General features: G+C 66.7%; 23 protein-coding genes. 9 read left to right on the top strand and 14 right to left on the bottom strand.

Annotated features, from left to right (window positions below; all coding sequences use genetic code 11):
* A complete protein-coding gene (locus H6927_10325; protein MCP5218491.1) occupies positions 1–672 on the bottom strand; it encodes a TetR/AcrR family transcriptional regulator in 672 nt (223 codons plus the stop codon).
* Positions 673–785: 113 nt separating this feature from the next.
* On the opposite strand from H6927_10325, the gene H6927_10320 reads away from it, so the two are divergent.
* From H6927_10320 to H6927_10290, 7 genes are all read left to right on the top strand, one after another.
* Positions 786–1,238 (top strand): VOC family protein, encoded by a 453-nt coding sequence (locus H6927_10320; protein ID MCP5218490.1) that lies wholly within the window; start codon positions 786–788, stop codon positions 1,236–1,238.
* A gap of 23 nt (positions 1,239–1,261) precedes the next feature.
* Positions 1,262–1,711 carry an SRPBCC family protein gene (locus tag H6927_10315; protein MCP5218489.1) on the top strand — a complete coding sequence of 150 codons (450 nt, stop codon included), beginning with the start codon at positions 1,262–1,264 and terminating at the stop codon, positions 1,709–1,711.
* Between the two features lie 124 nt (positions 1,712–1,835).
* Positions 1,836–2,486, top strand: coding sequence for a dihydrofolate reductase (locus tag H6927_10310; GenBank protein MCP5218488.1), 651 nt, complete (start codon positions 1,836–1,838; stop codon positions 2,484–2,486).
* A 78-nt stretch (positions 2,487–2,564) separates the two neighbouring features.
* Entirely contained in the window at positions 2,565–3,050 is a 486-nt protein-coding gene (locus H6927_10305; protein ID MCP5218487.1) for a VOC family protein, read from the top strand.
* Positions 3,051–3,068: 18 nt separating this feature from the next.
* Positions 3,069–3,782 (top strand): DUF899 domain-containing protein, encoded by a 714-nt coding sequence (locus tag H6927_10300; GenBank protein ID MCP5218486.1) that lies wholly within the window; start codon positions 3,069–3,071, stop codon positions 3,780–3,782.
* Complete coding sequence (locus tag H6927_10295; protein MCP5218485.1) at positions 3,779–4,318, top strand: DUF4256 domain-containing protein; 540 nt, start codon at positions 3,779–3,781, stop codon at positions 4,316–4,318. Before H6927_10300 ends, H6927_10295 begins: the two co-directional genes overlap by 4 nt.
* Positions 4,319–4,351: 33 nt before the next feature.
* Positions 4,352–4,738 carry a VOC family protein gene (locus H6927_10290; GenBank protein ID MCP5218484.1) on the top strand — a complete coding sequence of 129 codons (387 nt, stop codon included), beginning with the start codon at positions 4,352–4,354 and terminating at the stop codon, positions 4,736–4,738.
* 22 nt (positions 4,739–4,760) lie between these two features.
* On the opposite strand, the gene H6927_10285 is transcribed toward H6927_10290, so the two are convergent.
* The 5 genes from H6927_10285 to rlmB all read right to left on the bottom strand — a co-directional run bounded on the left by H6927_10285 (position 4,761) and on the right by rlmB (position 7,151).
* Positions 4,761–5,150: a hypothetical protein gene (locus H6927_10285; GenBank protein MCP5218483.1), complete on the bottom strand. Its 390-nt coding sequence runs from the start codon at positions 5,148–5,150 to the stop codon at positions 4,761–4,763.
* 5 nt (positions 5,151–5,155) lie between these two features.
* Positions 5,156–5,509: a hypothetical protein gene (locus tag H6927_10280; GenBank protein ID MCP5218482.1), complete on the bottom strand. Its 354-nt coding sequence runs from the start codon at positions 5,507–5,509 to the stop codon at positions 5,156–5,158.
* A gap of 136 nt (positions 5,510–5,645) precedes the next feature.
* Positions 5,646–6,071: a putative toxin-antitoxin system toxin component, PIN family gene (locus H6927_10275; protein ID MCP5218481.1), complete on the bottom strand. Its 426-nt coding sequence runs from the start codon at positions 6,069–6,071 to the stop codon at positions 5,646–5,648.
* A gap of 10 nt (positions 6,072–6,081) precedes the next feature.
* On the bottom strand, positions 6,082–6,333 hold the full coding sequence (locus H6927_10270; protein ID MCP5218480.1) for a type II toxin-antitoxin system prevent-host-death family antitoxin: 252 nt from the start codon (positions 6,331–6,333) through the stop codon (positions 6,082–6,084).
* Positions 6,334–6,401: 68 nt separating this feature from the next.
* Positions 6,402–7,151 (bottom strand): 23S rRNA (guanosine(2251)-2'-O)-methyltransferase RlmB, encoded by a 750-nt coding sequence (gene rlmB / locus H6927_10265; protein MCP5218479.1) that lies wholly within the window; start codon positions 7,149–7,151, stop codon positions 6,402–6,404.
* 54 nt (positions 7,152–7,205) lie between these two features.
* On the opposite strand from rlmB, the gene H6927_10260 reads away from it, so the two are divergent.
* On the top strand, positions 7,206–8,645 hold the full coding sequence (locus H6927_10260) for a PLDc N-terminal domain-containing protein (protein MCP5218478.1): 1,440 nt from the start codon (positions 7,206–7,208) through the stop codon (positions 8,643–8,645).
* 516 nt (positions 8,646–9,161) lie between these two features.
* On the opposite strand, the gene H6927_10255 is transcribed toward H6927_10260, so the two are convergent.
* The 7 genes from H6927_10255 to H6927_10225 form a co-directional block, all read right to left on the bottom strand.
* Positions 9,162–9,383, bottom strand: coding sequence for a biotin/lipoyl-binding carrier protein (locus tag H6927_10255; GenBank protein MCP5218477.1), 222 nt, complete (start codon positions 9,381–9,383; stop codon positions 9,162–9,164).
* 23 nt (positions 9,384–9,406) lie between these two features.
* Positions 9,407–10,276, bottom strand: coding sequence for an amidohydrolase family protein (locus tag H6927_10250; protein MCP5218476.1), 870 nt, complete (start codon positions 10,274–10,276; stop codon positions 9,407–9,409).
* Positions 10,273–10,833 carry a tripartite tricarboxylate transporter substrate binding protein gene (locus tag H6927_10245; protein MCP5218475.1) on the bottom strand — a complete coding sequence of 187 codons (561 nt, stop codon included), beginning with the start codon at positions 10,831–10,833 and terminating at the stop codon, positions 10,273–10,275. The genes H6927_10250 and H6927_10245 overlap by 4 nt, the downstream gene beginning before the upstream one ends.
* 158 nt (positions 10,834–10,991) lie before the next feature.
* Positions 10,992–12,080 carry an IS5-like element ISCte5 family transposase gene (locus tag H6927_10240; protein MCP5218474.1) on the bottom strand — a complete coding sequence of 363 codons (1,089 nt, stop codon included), beginning with the start codon at positions 12,078–12,080 and terminating at the stop codon, positions 10,992–10,994.
* A 30-nt stretch (positions 12,081–12,110) separates the two neighbouring features.
* Entirely contained in the window at positions 12,111–12,560 is a 450-nt protein-coding gene (locus H6927_10235) for a hypothetical protein (GenBank protein ID MCP5218473.1), read from the bottom strand.
* Between the two features lie 28 nt (positions 12,561–12,588).
* Entirely contained in the window at positions 12,589–14,160 is a 1,572-nt protein-coding gene (locus H6927_10230) for a propionyl-CoA carboxylase (GenBank protein ID MCP5218472.1), read from the bottom strand.
* Complete coding sequence (locus H6927_10225; protein MCP5218471.1) at positions 14,157–15,428, bottom strand: CoA transferase; 1,272 nt, start codon at positions 15,426–15,428, stop codon at positions 14,157–14,159. Before H6927_10225 ends, H6927_10230 begins: the two co-directional genes overlap by 4 nt.
* Positions 15,429–15,520: 92 nt before the next feature.
* Here H6927_10225 and H6927_10220 point away from each other — a divergent pair, with 92 nt between their 5' ends.
* On the top strand, positions 15,521–16,435 hold the full coding sequence (locus tag H6927_10220; GenBank protein MCP5218470.1) for a LysR family transcriptional regulator: 915 nt from the start codon (positions 15,521–15,523) through the stop codon (positions 16,433–16,435).
* Positions 16,436–16,650: 215 nt separating this feature from the next.
* Here the strand turns inward: H6927_10220 and H6927_10215 are convergent, their stop codons facing one another.
* Positions 16,651–17,388 (bottom strand): ABC transporter ATP-binding protein, encoded by a 738-nt coding sequence (locus H6927_10215; protein MCP5218469.1) that lies wholly within the window; start codon positions 17,386–17,388, stop codon positions 16,651–16,653.
* Positions 17,389–17,391: the final 3 nt, after the last annotated feature.

Genomic DNA, 17,391 nt, shown 5'->3' with positions numbered 1-17,391 from the left:
TCAGGCCACGGCGTCGGCCAGCAGCCCGCGCTCCACCATCGCCACCTGTCGCTCGGCCAGCACCAGCCGCGCCGGCTCATTCAGTGCGCGCAGGGGGCCGTCGATCATCAGGAAGGCCATGCCGTGCACCGCCGACCAGGCCATGAACTCGGCCCCCGGCCGGCGATCCGGGGGCAGCAGGCCGGCGGCCACCATGGCGTCCAGCGCGTCGCCCAGCAGCTCGAACGGATCGCGCCCGCTGCTGCCGCGCGACGCCGGGTCGTCCGGGGCGAACTCCTGCAGGCCGAACGGCCGTGCGGCAAACGCGGTGCGAAACAGCCCCGGCTGCTGCCAGGCAAAGCGCAGGTAGCCGATGCCCACCCCGCGCAGGGCCGCGCGCGCGCGCCGGCCCGCATCGCGCAGGCGGCGCGTCGCAGCGCTCACCTCATTCTCGATCTCCTGCGCCAGCAGGGCCAGCGCGGCGGCGCGCACGGCGCCGAACAGGGCCTGGTGACTGGCGAAGTGCCGGTAGGCGGCGTTGGGCACCACGCCGGCGCGGCGCGTGGCCTCGCGCAGCACGACGGCGGAGGGCCCGCCTTCGCGCGCCAGCTCGATGCCGGCGTCCAGCAGGGCGCGGCGCAGGTCGCCGTGCCGGTAGGTGCGACGCGCGGTTGATTTTGCGAGACCTGACATTTGGAAACAGATCTTATGTGGACACCGTCCAAATCCCTACGTAGTATAAGTGTACGGCGTCCACAATTTCTACGCCAGTGGGCCCATTTCCATTCATCACCGAGGACCCGGTCATGCAATTCATCCCCTACCTCAACTTCGACGGCAACTGCGCCGAGGCCTTTGCCTTCTATGCCAGGCTGTTCAAGGGCACCATCGTCTACCAGGGCACGTTCGGCGACATGCCACCCCAGCCCGACAGCCCGCCGCTGCCCGAGAGCGCCAAGAACCGCGTGATGCACGTGCACCTGCAGGTGGGCACGCAGTCGCTGATGGCGTCCGACACCATGCCCGCCGCGCCGGGGCAGGACCCCGCCACCTGCGGCGGCGGCTACCAGAAGCCGCAGGGCCTGTGGGTGTCCATCGGCGTCGCCAACGCCGCCGAAGGCCGGCGCGTGTTCGACGGCCTGGCGCAGGGCGGCGCGGTGGCCATGCCCTTTGCCAAGACCTTCTGGTCGGAAGGCTTCGGCATGGTGACCGACCGCTTCGGCACGCCGTGGATGGTCAACGTGAGCGCCCAGGCTTGACTGCTCCCACACCGGCGACCACCATGCCCGACGACCGCACCATCCACCTGCACCGCGTGCTGCGCACCACGCCCGACAAGCTCTACCGCGCCTTCACCGAAGCGGACGCCCTGGCCAAGTGGCTGCCGCCGCACGGCTTCACCTGCCAGATCCACCAGTTCGACGCCCGCGTCGGCGGCACCTTCCGCATGTCCTTTCACAACTTCGGCAGCGGCAACGGGCACTCGTTCGGCGGCGAATACCTCGAACTGGTGCCGGGCCAACTCATCCGCTACACCGACCGGTTCGACGACCCCCATCTACCCGGCGTGCTCGAGGTGACCGTCAAGCTCAAGCCCGTGAGCTGTGGCACCGAGCTTGCCATCACCCAGGCCGGCATCCCGCAGGCCATCCCGCTGGAAGCGTGCTACCTCGGCTGGCAGGAATCGCTGGCGCAACTGGCCCAGCTGGTGGAGCCGGACATTCCAGGCTGAGCCCGGGAGAGACGTCTTGCCGCCCGCGCCCAAGCATCATCGGCCGATGCCCTCGCTTGCGCCACACCGCTGGCGGTGTTCACCACGGGCTGGCCGTCGGGCCGATTGAGAGAAGGTGCAGATCATGTCGAAAGTACGCGTTGCCAGCTTCAGCATGTCGCTCGATGGCTACGGCGCCGGCCCTGACCAAAGCCTTGAGAACCCGCTGGGCATCGGGGGCAAGGACCTGCATGGCTGGTTCGTTGGCACCCGCGCCTGGCAGCGCATGCACGGGCAGGAGGGCGGCGCGGGCGGCATCGACGATGACTTCGCCGCACGCGGCTTCGAGAACGTGGGCGCCTGGATCCTCGGGCGCAACATGTTCGGCCCTGTGCGCGGCCCCTGGCCCGACGAGCACTGGAAGGGGTGGTGGGGCGACAACCCGCCCTACCACGTGCCGGTGTTCGTGCTGACGCACCACGCACGCGCACCCATCGCCATGGCCGGCGGCACCCGCTTCCACTTCGTGACCGGCGGCATTCACGAGGCGCTGGACCAGGCCCGCAGGGCCGCCGGCGAGCGGGACGTGCGCATCGGCGGTGGCGCCGACACCATCCGGCAATACCTGCGCGCGCGGCTGATCGACGAACTGCACCTGGCCGTCTCACCGGTGCTCCTGGGCCGCGGCGAGCGGCTGTTCGACGGCCTGGACATGCGCGCGCTGGGCTACGCATGCGAGCAGTACACGGGCTCGTCCAAGGCCGCCCACTTCGTGCTTCGACGCACGGCCGCGTGATGTCTGGGCAGCGCACCGCGCAAGGCCGCGCGACGATGCTGTTTCGGCCACCAACCCACCCCCACGAGGAGCCATGACATGAACACGCCCGCCAAGAACACCATCTGCCTCTGGTACGACGGTGGCGCGGAAGAAGCCGCGCGCTTTTATGCCGCGACCTTCCCCGACTCCGCCGTCGGCGCGGTGCACCGCGCGCCGGGCGACTACCCCGACGGCAAGCAGGGCGACGTGCTGACCGTCGAGTTCACCGTGCTGGGCATCCCCTGCCTGGGTCTCAACGGCGGCCCCGCGTTCAAGCACAGCGAGGCGTTCTCGTTCCAGGTCGCCACCGTCGACCAGGCCGAGACCGACCGCTACTGGAATGCCATCATCGACCACGGCGGCCAGGCCAGCGCCTGCGGCTGGTGCAAGGACAAGTGGGGCCTGTCGTGGCAGATCACGCCGATCGCGCTGACCCGCGCCTACACCAGCGCCGACCGCGCCGCCGCCAAGCGCGCCTTCGACGCCATGATGACCATGGGCAAAATCGACGTCGCCGCCATCGAGGCCGCGGTGCGCGGCTGACCCAACGAAGGAGCCACCATGACAGACCCCGCCCTGCCACCGGTCGTCGATCGTGCGGCGTGGGAACGCGCCCGCGCCGAATTGCTGACCCGCGAAAAGGCCCACACGCGCGCCGGCGATGCCTTGGCCGCCGCGCGCCGGCGGCTGCCGATGACGCCCATGCCACCCGTCACCGTGACCGGTGCCCATGGCCCCGTCCCCCTGCACGAGGTCTTCGAGGGCCGGCGCCAGCTGCTGGTCTACCACTTCATGTGGAAGCGCGGCGCGCCGCACGACAAGCAGTGCGAAGGCTGCACCCACAGCCAGGTCGCGATGGACGCCGCCGTGCGCGCCTACCTTGCCGAACGCGACGTGAGCTACGCCGTGTTCAGCCGCGGCCCCTGGGCCGAGCTTGCCGCCTACCGCGACTTCATGGGCTGGACGGCGCCCTGGTATTCGACGCTGGATGACCAGGACGGCCCGCTGACCACGCGCAACGGCGGCGACCTGCGCTGCTACCTGCGTGTCGGCCACGAGGTCTTCATGACCTACGAGTCGACGCAGCGAGGCATCGAGCCGATGCTGCCCACGCTCCAGCTGCTCGACCTCACGCCCTACGGCCGGCAGGAGTCGTGGGAAGACTCGCCCGCCGGCTGGCCACAGGAGGTTGAAGCCGGATCGTGGTGGCGGCGCGACGGCCGCCCGGTGGCGCAGTGGACCCGCATCGGGCCTGCCAGCCCCGACAAACCATGACCAACCAGGAACGGGACAAGCTCCTGCGCGCGCTGCAGGACCGCTTCGACCGGCACGCCCGGCGCCATCCGGCCATCGCGTGGGCCGAGGTGCAGCAGCGGCTGATCGGCCAGCCCGAGGCGCTGCGCACCCTGCACTGGATGGAAGCCACCGGCGGCGAGCCGGACGTGATCGGCCGGGACGCGGGCGCCTGCGTCTTCGCCGACTGCTCGCCCGAGAGCCCGCCCGGGCGCCGCAGCCTGTGCTACGACCGCGCCGCGCTGGACGCCCGCAAGGCCAACAAGCCCGGCGGCAACGCCCTCGACACGGCCGCCGAGGCGGGCGTCGAGCTGCTGAGCGAGGCGCAGTACCACCACCTGCAGACGCTGGGCGAGTTCGACACCAAGACCTCCAGCTGGCTGCTGACCCCACCCGGCGTGCGCAGCCGCGGCGGCGCGCTGTTTGGCGACCGGCGTTTCGGCCGCGTGTTCATCTATCACAACGGGGCCGAGTCGTACTACGCCGCGCGGGGCTTCCGCGCGGCGCTGCGGGTCTGACCCCATCCACCCACGACCCATCGGGAGACCGACATGCCGCACAACCCCGTCGTCTGGTTCGAGATCTACGTGCAGGACATGGCCCGCGCCCAGCGCTTTTACGAAAGCGTGCTGCAGTGCCAGCTGCAGCCCCTGACCCCGCCCGACAGCGTGGCCGGCGGCACGGCGATGATGGCCTTTCCCATGGACATGGCCGCGCCCGGCACAGGCGGCATGCTGGTGCAGATGGCCGGCGTGCCTTCGGGCGGCGGCGGCACCCTGGTGTACTTCGGCTGCGACGATTGCGCCCAGCCGCAAGGCCGCGTGCTGGCCGCCGGCGGGCGCATCGACAAGCCCAAGTTCTCGATCGGCCCCTACGGCTTCATCGCGCTGGTGGTGGACACCGAGGGCAACTGCGTCGGACTGCACTCGATGCAGTGACCATGCCGGTCAAGGCGCGGCCCTACGAGAACCAGCGCAGGAAAGCGGCGGCGGTCAGCGCCGTGGCGCCCAGCGCGGCCAGGGCGCGCCACGCCGGTGCGCCGTGCGGGCGTCGCAGCGACAGCGCGATCAAGACCACCGCCACCAGCGCGCACAGCAGCTTGAGCACCAGCGCGCCGATGGCGATGCCGTGGATGTCCGGCAACTGGCCATAGAAGCGGTAGCTCACCAGGCCGAACAGGCTGCCGCTGGCCAGCTGCAGCGCCCAGCCCGCCAGCGCCAGCCACAGCACGCCGCGCGCACCCGGCGGCCGGGCGGCGGCCAGCGCGTACAGCGGCGCGGCGACCACGATCACGGCGCCGAAGTTGTGGCCGACCTGGGTCAGCGCGTAGGCGAGGTTCTGCCCGTCCAAGCCGGCTACTCGACGCTGACGGCCACGCAGCGCTGCAACCCGATGGGCGTATGCGCCTTGTTGACGACCTTGATGCAGATGTCGTGCTTGCCGGCGGCCAGCGTCTCCAGCGTGTAGCTGCCCTTGAGCTGGCGCAGGATGCCCGCTTCCTTGCCGTCCACGTAGACGTGCACGTGGTCGCCGCCCGGGCCGGGCACCACCGCGTACACCAGCTTGTTCTGGTTCATCGCGTCCAGCTTGGCACCGTCCTTTGGCGACTCGATGGTGACCGAGCCCTCGGCCGCCATGGCGGCCGGCGCCAGCAGGCACGCCCCCGACATCAGGGCAACAAGGAGGGTGGCTGTGGGCAGGCGAATCATGGCGGCTCCAAGGTGATGAATGCGGCTGAACGAGCCGCTGGCGTCACGAGCATACTGCGCTGCGTGTTCGCGGCGCCAGCTTTGCCTGTGGATCTGCAAGGCGTGCCGGCAGGCCGTGGGCGGTCACCGCATGCCCTCAGCCATGATGACAGCGATCCAGCGCCTGGCGCGGCGACAGGATGCAAAGCCCCAGGGCACCCGGAACGTCCAGCAGATCGGCATCCCCGCTGACCAGCCAGTCGGCACCCGCCGCCAGTGCAGCCTGGATGAACACATCGTCGTCGGCATCGCGGCTCAGGCGCGGCGCCGGGCCATCCGGCAACCGCACCCACTCGGCCACCGCCGACAGGTCGATCAGCAGGCGGCGGCGCGCCTCGACGCTGATGTAGCGATCGAACTTGGGCCGCCACAGGCGCGTTTGCAACTCGGCGAACGTCGGCTCCGCAAAAACCAGCCGGCTGCTCTGCAACAAGGCCTGCATCAACCGTGCCGGCACCGATGCGGGCATGAGCGCCGCGCTGATCAGCACGTTGGTGTCCAGCACCACGCGGCGCGGCGGCATGGCGCGGGCTTCAACTTTCGTCGGCCAGCAGCTCGTCCAGCCGTGCCGGAGTCAGCCCCGCGGCCTGCGCCTGCGCGCCCACCTCGGCCAGCGTGTGCTGCAGGCGATTGGCGTAGAAGGCGCGCATGGCCTCGTAATCCTGCACCGAGACCAACACGCCCACCACGCGGTCGCGCCGCGTCACGCGCACCGGCTCGCGCTGGGCGGCATCCAGAAAGGCGCCGAAGTTGATCTTGGCTTCGTTGGCGGTCAGGGTGTGCATGGTTTTCAGGCCTCCGCTTCCGATCGAATCGATCGATTCGTTCATTTTAAGCGAATCGACCGTTTCCGTCACCCTTGTAAGGCCCCGCCCCGCTGGCGCCGCGCCTCGTACAGGCACACGCCGCTGGCCACCGACACGTTCAGGCTCTCCACCGCGCCCTGCATGGGAATGCGCACCAGCGCGTCGCAGGTCTTGCGCGTGAGCTGGCGCAGGCCCGGCCCTTCGGCGCCCAGCACCAGGGCGGTGGGCGCCTTCAGGTCGGCCGCATACAGGCTTTGCTCGGCCTCGCCGGCGGTGCCGATGACCCAGACGCCGCGCTCCTTCAGCTCGCCCAGGGTGCGCGCCAGGTTGGTGACCATGAAGTAGGGCACGGTCTCGGCCGCGCCGCTGGCCACCTTGGCCACGGTGGCGTTGATGCCGCAGGCATGGTCCTTGGGCGCGATGACGGCGTGCGCGCCGGCGCCGTCGGCCACGCGCAGGCAGGCGCCCAGGTTGTGCGGGTCGGTCACGCCGTCCAGCACCAGCAGCAGCGCGGGCTCGGTCAAGTCGTCCAGCAGTTCATCCAGCGTGCGCACGCCTTCGATGGCCTGCACGCGCGCCACCACGCCCTGGTGCCCCACCCCGCCGGCCAGCCGCGCCAGGCGCGGCGCATCGGCCTCGATCACGCGCACGCCGGCCTCGGCGGCGCGGCTCAAAAACTGCTTCATGCGCGCGTCGCGCCGCGTGGCATCGACGTAGACCTCGACGATGGAGGCGGGTGCGGTCTTCAAACGCACGCCGACGGCGTGAAAGCCGAACAGGACTTTGGGGGCAGACATGCGGGCCATTATCGGCCCCAGGGATCAGGCATCATCGCCCCAAAGCCGCTGACGATGATCGCCCTGCCCCACATCTCCCCGCTGGAACACGCCGCCTTCGTGGCGGCGGGCCTGCTGACCTACGTCATCGTCACGCGGGTGCGGCGCCAGCGGCGCCACCCGTATGCCGCCATGTCCTGGGTGCTGGGCATCGCGGCCTTTCCCTACCTGGGTCTGCCGCTGTTCCTGATCTTCGGCACGCGCAAGCTGCTGCGGCCGGCCACGCGCCGCCAGCCGGCGCCCAGCGGGCCCTGGGCGCAGGCCGCGCCCTTGTGGGCCACGCGCCTGCTGGCGGCGCTGGGCGTGGCCGGCGCGCAACCGCAGGCGGCCGTGCGCTTTGCCGCCGACGGCGACGAAGCGCTTGCGCAACTGCGCACGCTGATTGCCGAGAGCCGCCGCACGCTGGACATCTGCACCTATGTGCTGGGCGACGACGAGGTGGGCGCCGCCGTGGCCGCCGCGCTGGCGCAGCAGGCGCGCGCCGGCGTGCGGGTGCGCCTGCTGGTCGACGCCATCGGCAACCTGAAGAGCGCGCACCGCCACGACGCGCTGCTCAAGAGCGCGGGCGTGCAGACGCGCCTGTTCGTGCCGGCGCTGGGTTTTCCGGGACGCGGGCGCACCAACCTGCGCAACCACCGCAAGATCGTGGTGGCCGACGGCACGCGGCTGTGGGCCGGCGGGCGCAACATCGCCAACGAATACTTCATCGGCCGCGTGGGCGAGCCGCCCTGGCTGGATCTGAGCTTCGTGGCCGAGGGCGCGCTGGCCGCGCAAGCGCTGGCCCTGTTCGAGGGCGACTGGCAGATTGCCCGCGGCGCGCGCAAGGCCACGCGCCTGGACTACGCCGAGCGCTGGGCCCGGCACGAAGCGCACGCGCACGACAGCGCCGCCGCCCTGCCCCCGGCCGCCCCCACCCTGCCCCCGCTGGCGCAATGGGTGCCCAGCGGGCCGGATTTTCACGAGGACATCCTGCACGCGCTGCTGGTGTCCAGCATCTTCCACGCCGAGCGGCGCCTGCTGCTGGCCACGCCCTATTTCGTGCCCGACGAGGGCCTGCTGGAGGCGCTGGTGCTGGCCGCCAAGCGCGGGCTGCAGATCACCCTGATCATCCCCGAGCGCTCCAACCACCGGCTGGCCGACTGGGCGCGCGGGCGCGCGCTGCGCGAGCTGGCCGCCGCCGGCGCCGACGTGCGCCTGCTGCCCGGCATGCTGCACGCCAAGGCGGTGGTGGTCGACGACGCGCTGGCGCTGTGCGGCTCGGCCAACCTGGACAGCCGCAGCCTGTTCATCAACTACGAGGCCATGGCCGCCTTCTACGGCCCGGCCGAGATCGAGTGGCTGGGCCGCTGGATCGGCGAGGCCGCGCGGCACGGCAAGCGCGCCTCGGCCGAGCCGCCCAGCTGGTGGCGCGACATCGGCGAGGGCCTGGTGGCCACCGTGGGGTTCCAGCTCTGATGAACCGTTTCAAGCCCCGTAGGCTGGGGCGGAGCGCAGAGTAATTCCAACGGGCGGCGGTAGGCTGGGTTGGCATCTCAGCCTACTTGAAGTTTGAAGTCATCCTAGCCTAACGGCACGTCGCGGACGACCTTCCCGTCGATTTAGAAGTGGGTGAACGTGGCCAGAAGAGGATCGTCACTCGGGTTGGCCACCAACGGGCTCATCGCCGCCATGCCGGCTTATTCTGCGCCAGGAACGACACCACGGTCTGGCTGAAACCAAGAGTCTGAAGTCTCGGGTTAGATGCTGTTCGATCTGACAGCGAGGCCCCAGGGTGGATACGGCATCCCACCGCTCGAGCTGGGGTGCCCCCAGCCATGCCGCCTCGGCTGCGGGGCCGCGCGGTGATCTCCAAAGGAGCGCGTAGCGCGACTGCAGAGAACACCGCGCAACGACCGGAAACCAGCCGATTGAGCACAACTCGAAAATACAAGGGTGGGTGGACTGCATGCCCTTCTCGATCGCGCCAAGTCCTCAGCGGTCGATACTGGCCACCCGCTGACCTTCGGAAACGTCATCCCCTTCGCCCACCTCCAGGGCGTGCAGGCGCCCAGCACAAGGTGCGGTGACGGGAATTTCCATCTTCATCGATTCAACGACAAACAGGGTGTCTTCCGCAGCCACCTGAGTGCCGGGCGTCGCCATCACCTTCCAGACCTTGCCGGTCACTTCGGCATACACAGATTCGATAGGCATGGGGTCTCCTTGGATGTGAATGTTCAATGGCCGCTATCCAGCGCGGCAGGTGGAGGGAAGCCGTACAACGCGCAGGCATTGCCGACCAACAGGCGCTGGCGCGCCTCGGACGAATCGGTCCACGCGTGCGCCAGCGCCAGTAAGCTGGCGTAGGGTGGCGAGGGCGTAGCCAGATTCACGTGGGGCCAATCGGAGCCCCAGATGACGCGCTCAGGCGCATGCGCGATGAGGGCCTTAGCCATGGGCGTCACGTCACCGTAGGGCGGTGTTGGCGCTGTTGACAGCCGCATGGGCGCAGAAAGCTTAACCCAAGCATGACCACGGTCCAACAGGCGCAACAGGCTACCAAAGGCCGGATGCGCAATGCCCTGGCCAGCCTGAATGCGGGCCATATGATCGATGACCACGGGCGCCTTGAGTGCGGACAGCCGGTCCTCCACGGCCAGAAGCGTGTTCGGCTCCAGATGCACTTGGGCATGCCATCCGTACTCGGCGATGCGTGCCACCAGATTCTCATCCAACGCCATGCCGGCTTGCGCAGAGGCCGTATAAGAAAAACGCAGCCCACGCACGCCTCGTGCATGCCATGCAGCCAACGTGGCCTCGTCTGGCGGCGTAAGCGGGGGCACCAGCACGCCCCGAAAGCGCGCTGGGTGCTCCGCCAAGGCATCCAAAGTCCGGCGGTTGTCTCGCCCGCTCACTGCGGGATGCACGATCACTGCACGCTCCACGCCGGCGGCGTCCATTCGCTGCAAAAGTTCTGGAACGCCCAGGTCAGGCACAGTGTATGGTGACACCCCTTCAATCGGATACCGGGACAGCGGTCCATAAAGGTGTACATGTGCATCACAGATGCCCGGCCGTCGAGCAGGATCAGCCGTGACGGGACTCACTTGCGTACATCCTGGTTGTTGGCCCCAATGGATTTGATTAAGCGATCGTAACGCTCGTATTCATTGTGTACAAAATTAGCAAACTCGTCGGCCGCTAAATAGCCCTGCGGCACGTGCAAGGTGCGCAACAGTTGCTCGAACTCCGGCGTATGCGTTGCCGTGGCGCACGCAGCGGAGAGCTTGGCCACCGTAGCAGCCGGTGTACCCTTGGGAACGATTAAGCCGCCCCAACCGATCGAAGTCAACGGATAGCCCTGCTCTTTAAAAGTCGGCAGATCAGGGTAGTCGGGACTGCGCTTGTCCAGCAGGATACCCAGGGGGCGCAGCCGCTCGCGCAGTTGAGCCATGGTTTGCACTCCAGCCACCCAACCGGTGATATCGCCCGACAGCGCCAGTCGTGCCGCTTCGGCATCACCCTTGGTCGGCACATGCAGCCAGTTGATGCCAGCGATCTGGCCAAACTCCACCTCCGCCAAGTGCGGCAACGAGCCGACTCCGGTCGAAGACAGCGACACCTTGCCCGGGTGAGCCTTGGCGTAATCGACCAGATCTTTCAGTGTCTTAACAGGCCGTTGAAAAAATGCTCATCGAACGCGCCAGGGTCGTGGATTTCGAAGAAACGGATCGCGCAAACTGGCCTGCGCAGCGATTGGAGCGGCCATTTCGGCCTGTTTGCAGGCCGTTTTGCCCGTTCCGGGCGCACGTATCCCATGGTTCACGCATGATGCGCGTCCCACCAACCGCCCAGACTGCCCATGCGCACCAGGTTGTAGGTGGCAAAGCACAGCAGCGCCTGGCCCGCGAGCTTGGCCTGACCGATCAATTTGGTCTTGGCCAGACCGCCCACTGTCTTGATCCAGCCAAAGGCCTCCTCGATTCGCTTGCGCACTTTGAGGCTGGTTTTGTAGCCCTCGTGGCGCTTGATGCGCCCATCGACTGCAGAGTGCTTGTCCTTGGCCGCCACGTGCGGCGTGACCAAGAGCCGGCGACAGCCCTTGATGAAGGCCTTGCTGTCGTAGCCCTTGTCGGCGCCGACCGTGGCCCGCTTGTTCCTGTTGCCCCGGCGTTTGAGCATCGCCAGCGCCGCCTCGCGCTCGGCGGTGCCACTGGCATGTGTGATCTCCACATCCACGATCAGACCGTTGCGGTTCTCCATGAGGATGTGCCCCATGTGGCACAGGCGGGACTTGTCGCCCGCGCTCTTCTTGAACAGCCGGGCATCGGCATCGGTGGTGCTGGCATGGGTGCCGTTGCAGCGCTCCTGCCCTTTGAAGTTCACCTCGGGGTTGCGTCCGGGTGGCGTGCCGCTGTCGTCGTCTTTGCGTTTGAAACTCTTGTGCGAGGCCCAGGCCTCAATCAGCGTGCCGTCCACGCTGAAGTGTTCGTCGCTGGCAAGCCGGCCCCACTGGGCGCTGAGCTTGACGCGCTCGAAGAAGGCGCGCGCCAGGTCTTCGTTGAAGAGGCGTTCGCGGTTGGCGCTGAAGGTGGAGTGGTCCCAAACTTTGTCCTCGATGTTCAGGCCGACGAACCAGCGGTACAGCAGGTTGTAGTTGACCGCCTCGACCAGCTGGCGTTCGCTGCGGATGGAGAACAGGATTTGCAGCAGCAAGGCCTTGAGCAGCATCTCCGGCGGCACCGACGGTCGGCCACGGCGGGCGTACACCGCTTCGAACTCGCTGTTCATGCTCGCCAGCAGCGCATCCACCACGGCGCGCAACTTGCGCAGCGGGTGTGCCGCTGGCACTCTTTCTTCAAGGCTGATGTAGCTGAACATCGCCCCCTGGAAGTCTTGGTTGCCTCTCATCTTTCTTGTCGCAGTTGTTGCGGGATGGCTTCAGATCGTAGCGGCCGACGCGGACGCTCGCAGGGGATTTTTCAACGGCCTGTTAAAGGGCGAACTCTCCAGCACCACCAGTACCTGCGGGGTAATGTGGGTACGGCAGACATAGTCGAAGCTATCCACATCGTAGCTCAATGACATCATATGAGGTTGCGTGGTAAGCGGCCCGACGGTGGTTAGGCCGATCACATTGCCATCGGGTGCTGCGCGCGCCACGCGCGCTGTCCCCAGAGTCCCCGCTGCCCCCGGCTGGTTGCTGATGACCAGCGGCCGTCCCAGCGACTTCTGCATACTCACCTGCATCACACGAGCGGGCGGATCAACGCTGCCTCCCGGGGGAAAAGGAACGATCAATTCGATGGGTTGTGCCAAGGCCTGTGCAAAGCTCCATAGCCCGGCTGCCACTACCGCCAGCATGCGTAACGCTTTGAGCGCAGTCGTCATCGTTGTCTCCTGGTGCAAAAAGGGCGATCTAGCGGACAGGCTGGCGCACGGCGCGCAACATCTCATAGGCATCCGTGACCCAATCGCAAAGGATCGAGCGCGTTTCACGCGGATCGATCACGTCGAGAATGCCGAACTTTTCGGCGGTGCGAAATGGCGAGGCCAGCTGGTGATAGTAGGCTTCGATCTCAACGCGTCGCTGCTCCGGATCGCCTGCTTGGTTGATTTCGGTGCGGTAGGCGGCGGCCACGCCGCCTTCAATGGGAATCGAGCCCCAGCGCGCCGATGGCCAAGCAAAGCGGTGATTTAGCTGCGGAAAGTACTTGGGTGCATGCAATCCTCCCGCCATGCCGAAAGCACGCCGCAGAATGATTGATACCCACGGGATGCGGATGGTCTCGATAGTGGTCATCACCCGCACCGCCCCTAACAACGTACCACTCAGTTCGGCCTCGGGCCCGGTGGCATTGCCGGGTTGATCGACCAGATTGACCATCGGCAGCCCGAAGGTGTCACACAGCTTGACCAGGCGCTCCACCTTCCAGGCCGCCGCCAAGGTCATGGCCCCGCCGGCTACGCGCGGGTCACCACACATCAAGCCTACCGGGTGTCCGTCCAGCCGAGCCAAGCCAGTGATGATCGAGCCTCCTTGGTAGCGACCGATTTCGAAGAAACTGCCTTCGTCGAACACCGAAGCGACAATCCTGCGCGCATCAAACACCCGTCGCCGGTCCTTCGGAATGGCGTTCTTCAACCAGTCGTCGGCGCGATCCGGATCGTCCGCACAGACCTGGCGCTCGGGCAGGCTAGCGGCATGCCGCGGCAGGTAGGACAAAAAGCGCCGCACCTGACCAAAGGCGTCTTCTTCCGACACGGCTTCGTTATGCACCAGGGCGCTGCGCCGATGCACCATGTGGCCGCCCAGCGCGTTCTTGTCGATATCAATACCGTAAGCCTGTTTGACGACCGGAGGCCCGGCGGCGAACACCTGGGACTGATCGCGCACCATGACAGAGAAATGCGACAGCAGTACCTTCATGGCCCCCAGGCCAGCGCAGGAACCCAAGGCAACCCCCACCACGGGCACCGTACGCAGCAACTCCACCACCGGCCAATTTGGGTAGCCTGGAATCTTGCTGCTGCCCTGCTGCTCCAGCAGCTTAACGCTTCCACCGGCCGTGTCGACCAACCGAACCAATGGCATCCGTTGGTCCAAGGCCAAGCGCTCGGCGTAAATCCATTTATCCGAGATGGTCGCTTCGGAAGATCCGGCACGCAGCGAGTAGTCGTCCGCAGAGACCACGAGCTTGCGCCCGTCAATGCGCCCGGTGCCCATGATGGCGTTCACGGGGGTTTGTTCAACGAACCTGCCGGCCTCGTCGTAACGCGCCTTACCAGCGATACGGCCCAGCTCACGAAAACTGCCGTCGTCCAACAGCTTCACGATGCGCTCTCGCGCGTTCATGCGGCCCATGGCCTTCATGCGCGCCAGGGCGTCCGCCCCGCCCATTGCTGCGGACTGGCGTCGACGCGTTTGCAGCTCCGTCAGTTCGTCGGCCCATTCGCCGTCAGGCGCGAAGCTTGAAGTCAAATCATTCATGTTGTGGTCATCCCGATAACACGCGCCTGAAGCAGTCGCTGAATTGCCTCGCCGCTGTAGCCCAGTTCTTCCAGCACTTGTTGTGTGTTGGCGCCCGTGTCCGGCCCACTGCAACGGACGCTACCGGGCGTGCGTGAAAGCTTGGGCACCACACCCGCCTGCATCGTGTGGCCCAGCTTGGGATGGGGGACCTTGACGATCATCTGTCGCGCCGCGTAGTGCGGATCCTGGTAAATGTCGGCGATGGTGTAGATGCGCGAGGTAGGAACTTCGGCTTGACGCAGCATCGTCTCCAATTCGGCCGATTCATAGCCGGAGGTCCATTCGCCGATGATGCTGTCCAAGGCACGCATGTTCTCCGGTCGACCGCGGTCCTTGATGCTTGAAAAGCGCGCATCCACAAGCAGATCGGGACGCCCCATTAGCCCAACCAACCGAGCGTAGATGGCATCACTGTTGGCGGCGATCAAAATCCAGCCCTGATCGGCTGTCGGGTACAGGCTATTCGGTGCCATCGTCGGCAGGTTTGGGCCAACCCGGGCCGGTACAAAACCCGTTTTTTCGTATGTCGGCACGTACGATTCCATTTGCGAGAACGCGGTTTCGTACAGCGCGGTATCCACCACCTGCCCATGCCCGCTGACGTGGCGCTCCTGCAAGGCCAGCAACGCGCCCATTGCGGCATACACCGCGGTGAGATAGTCGGTTGTGGCCAGCGCCACTCGGGCTGGCGGGCGATCCGGATCACCCGTCATATGACGCACCCCGCCAAACGCTTCGCATATGGCGCCGTAGCCAGGGCGTTGGGAGTACGGACCGTCCTGACCGTAGCCGCTGATGCGCACCATGATCAAGCCGGGATTGGCCGCCGACAGCACGTCATAGCCCAATCCCAGGCGCTCCATCACGCCGGGCCGGTTGTTCTCGACCAGGATGTCGGCCTTGCAAATCAAGGCCAGCGCGATTTCGCGACCCGCTTCGGTGCGCAAGTCGACCGCCACCGAGCGCTTGTTGCGCAGCAGGGTGGCGGCGTACAGCGAAACATCCCCCACATGGCCGCCCATCTGCCGCATGCCGTCCCCGGTGAGCGGCTCGATCTTGGTGACTTCCGCTCCAAAATCACCCAACAGACGGGCACACGCCGGTCCGGCAATCGTGCTGCATATCTCGACCACGCGCAGACCCGACAAAGGGCCAACGCGAGCGGTGCTATCGCCAAGCGCATGGTTGGATAGATCGAATATGGCGTCCACTTCGTACGACCTCATTGAGAGTGGGTTGATAACTGGTCGGAGTCAATGTAGGTTGATTTTTTTTATTTGTGAAACTTAAAATTTCTATAATTTGATCCATTATTCAAATGAATATCACCATCCGACAACTGCAGGCTTTCCTCGCTCTGGTCGAGCTCAGGAACTTCACCCGTGCGGCGGCCAAGGTGAATCTGTCGCAGCCTGCGTTCAGCGCCATGATTCGCGCCCTGGAGATCGACGTCGGCGCCCGGCTGTTTCATCGGGACACCCGGCACGTGGCCCTGACCGCGGAGGGTCAAACCTTCGAGGGGGCAGCGCGGCGCACAGTATTGGAAGTGAACGTCGGCGTGAACAGCGTGCACGACGTTTTGCAGCACCGGCGTGGGAAGGTGTCCCTTGCCTTGCTCCCTTCCTTGGCAGCCGGGTGGCTGCCATCGTTGCTGGCGCTGTACTGCAAGCGCTACCCAGGCGTGGAGGTACGCGTGGACGACCTGCTGTCCGAAGGCGCCATTGAGCGTGTGCGGCAAGGTCACGCCGATTTCGCCATCGTCACCATCCCCGTGAACGATGGCGAATTGCAAAGCAGCCTGTTCTGCACCGACCACTTCGAGCTGGTGTGCCGCAGCGACCATCGCCTCGCCCTAGCCAAGCGACTGGCCTTGAAGGATCTGGCGGGCGAGCGCTTCATCTACCAAGTGCGGCACAGCATCGTGGGGCGCTATCTGGCATCTAAGCTGCCGTCACGGCAAACTGAACACTTTATGGAGGTTCACCAACTCGCCACCGTGATCGGAATGGTGCGCGCCGGCCTCGGCATCGCCGCAATTCCCGAGCTGAACCTATACCACTTTCACTACGCTGATCTTGTCCGCCGTGATCTTCGGCTGCCCGGCTTGGAGCGTCGCATCTATCTGCTGCAACCCCGCGGCCAAATCCTGTCGGTCGCCGCCCAGGCCTTGTGGGAACTTATGCATCAGCACAAACCCGATCACACACTCAAGCCCCACGTCTACCAGGGCTAGCGGGAACTTGGCCCAGCAATCGTCGCTTGGCAACGCGTACCGATGCACCACCAGCGGTCAGCGCCAGTCATCCAATGCCAGCACCTCCGCCCGGCACCTAGCAGCGATTTGCGTCGCGCGCGAGGTCGGCCCGAACGGATCCGGAAATCCCTAGAAGCAGGAGTCGATTCACCACGCAACTTCAATCCAGATCGGTGCCGGCGACGCAACCCGCATCAGCGTTCAGCTGGCAGCTGTATGTGTTCGTCCTTGGCGATGCGCCCCGCCTCCACCGTCAGCACGCGCTGGCAGCGCGCGGCGATGACGCGGTCGTGCGTGACCAGCACCAGGGTGGTGCCCAGCTCGCGGTTCAGCTCGAACATCAGCGCCATCACCGTCTCGCCGGTGGCGAAGTCCAGGCTGCCGGTGGGCTCGTCGGCCAGCAGCAAGGCCGGGCGCACCACGAAGGCGCGCGCCAGCGCCACGCGCTGCTGCTCGCCGCCCGACAGCACCTTCGGGTAGTGGCGCAGGCGCTGGCTCAGGCCTACGCGCGCCAGCATCTCGCCGGCCTGGGCGCGCGCGTCGCGGCGGCCGGCCAGCTCCAGCGGCAGCATCACGTTCTCCAGCGCGGTCAGGTTGCCCAGCAGCTGGAAGCTCTGGAACACGAAGCCGACCTGCCGGGCGCGCACGGCCGCGCGCGCGTCCTCGTCCACCGCGAACAAATCCTGCCCGGCCAGCCGCACGGTGCCGCGCGTGGGCGTGTCCAGCCCGGCGATGATGGACAGCAGCGTGCTCTTGCCCGAGCCCGAGGCGCCGACGATGGCCACCGTCTCGCGCGGCGCCAGGCTGAAGTCGATATCGCGCAGAATATCCAGCGTGCCGGTGGAGTCGGTGACCGACTTGAAGACATGCTCCACCGCGACGATGGGCGCGCCAGCCGCGCCGGGCGGATGTTCCGCAGACAGATCCGTCATGTA

This window comes from Burkholderiaceae bacterium, from assembly GCA_024235995.1.
Classification (GTDB): domain Bacteria; phylum Pseudomonadota; class Gammaproteobacteria; order Burkholderiales; family Burkholderiaceae_C; genus Ottowia.
This window is presented reverse-complemented; position numbering and strand designations above follow the sequence as displayed.

Coding starts and splice junctions, on each gene's coding strand:
- H6927_10325 (MCP5218491.1), bottom strand. CDS start 672: ATGTCAGGTCTCGCAAAATCAACCGCGCGTCGCACCTACCGGCACGGC.
- H6927_10320 (MCP5218490.1), top strand. CDS start 786: ATGCAATTCATCCCCTACCTCAACTTCGACGGCAACTGCGCCGAGGCC.
- H6927_10315 (MCP5218489.1), top strand. CDS start 1,262: ATGCCCGACGACCGCACCATCCACCTGCACCGCGTGCTGCGCACCACG.
- H6927_10310 (MCP5218488.1), top strand. CDS start 1,836: ATGTCGAAAGTACGCGTTGCCAGCTTCAGCATGTCGCTCGATGGCTAC.
- H6927_10305 (MCP5218487.1), top strand. CDS start 2,565: ATGAACACGCCCGCCAAGAACACCATCTGCCTCTGGTACGACGGTGGC.
- H6927_10300 (MCP5218486.1), top strand. CDS start 3,069: ATGACAGACCCCGCCCTGCCACCGGTCGTCGATCGTGCGGCGTGGGAA.
- H6927_10295 (MCP5218485.1), top strand. CDS start 3,779: ATGACCAACCAGGAACGGGACAAGCTCCTGCGCGCGCTGCAGGACCGC.
- H6927_10290 (MCP5218484.1), top strand. CDS start 4,352: ATGCCGCACAACCCCGTCGTCTGGTTCGAGATCTACGTGCAGGACATG.
- H6927_10280 (MCP5218482.1), bottom strand. CDS start 5,509: ATGATTCGCCTGCCCACAGCCACCCTCCTTGTTGCCCTGATGTCGGGG.
- H6927_10275 (MCP5218481.1), bottom strand. CDS start 6,071: ATGCCGCCGCGCCGCGTGGTGCTGGACACCAACGTGCTGATCAGCGCG.
- H6927_10270 (MCP5218480.1), bottom strand. CDS start 6,333: ATGCACACCCTGACCGCCAACGAAGCCAAGATCAACTTCGGCGCCTTT.
- rlmB (MCP5218479.1), bottom strand. CDS start 7,151: ATGTCTGCCCCCAAAGTCCTGTTCGGCTTTCACGCCGTCGGCGTGCGT.
- H6927_10260 (MCP5218478.1), top strand. CDS start 7,206: ATGATCGCCCTGCCCCACATCTCCCCGCTGGAACACGCCGCCTTCGTG.
- H6927_10255 (MCP5218477.1), bottom strand. CDS start 9,383: ATGCCTATCGAATCTGTGTATGCCGAAGTGACCGGCAAGGTCTGGAAG.
- H6927_10240 (MCP5218474.1), bottom strand. CDS start 12,080: ATGAGAGGCAACCAAGACTTCCAGGGGGCGATGTTCAGCTACATCAGC.
- H6927_10235 (MCP5218473.1), bottom strand. CDS start 12,560: ATGACGACTGCGCTCAAAGCGTTACGCATGCTGGCGGTAGTGGCAGCC.
- H6927_10230 (MCP5218472.1), bottom strand. CDS start 14,160: ATGAATGATTTGACTTCAAGCTTCGCGCCTGACGGCGAATGGGCCGAC.
- H6927_10225 (MCP5218471.1), bottom strand. CDS start 15,428: ATGAGGTCGTACGAAGTGGACGCCATATTCGATCTATCCAACCATGCG.
- H6927_10220 (MCP5218470.1), top strand. CDS start 15,521: ATGAATATCACCATCCGACAACTGCAGGCTTTCCTCGCTCTGGTCGAG.
- H6927_10215 (MCP5218469.1), bottom strand. CDS start 17,388: ATGACGGATCTGTCTGCGGAACATCCGCCCGGCGCGGCTGGCGCGCCC.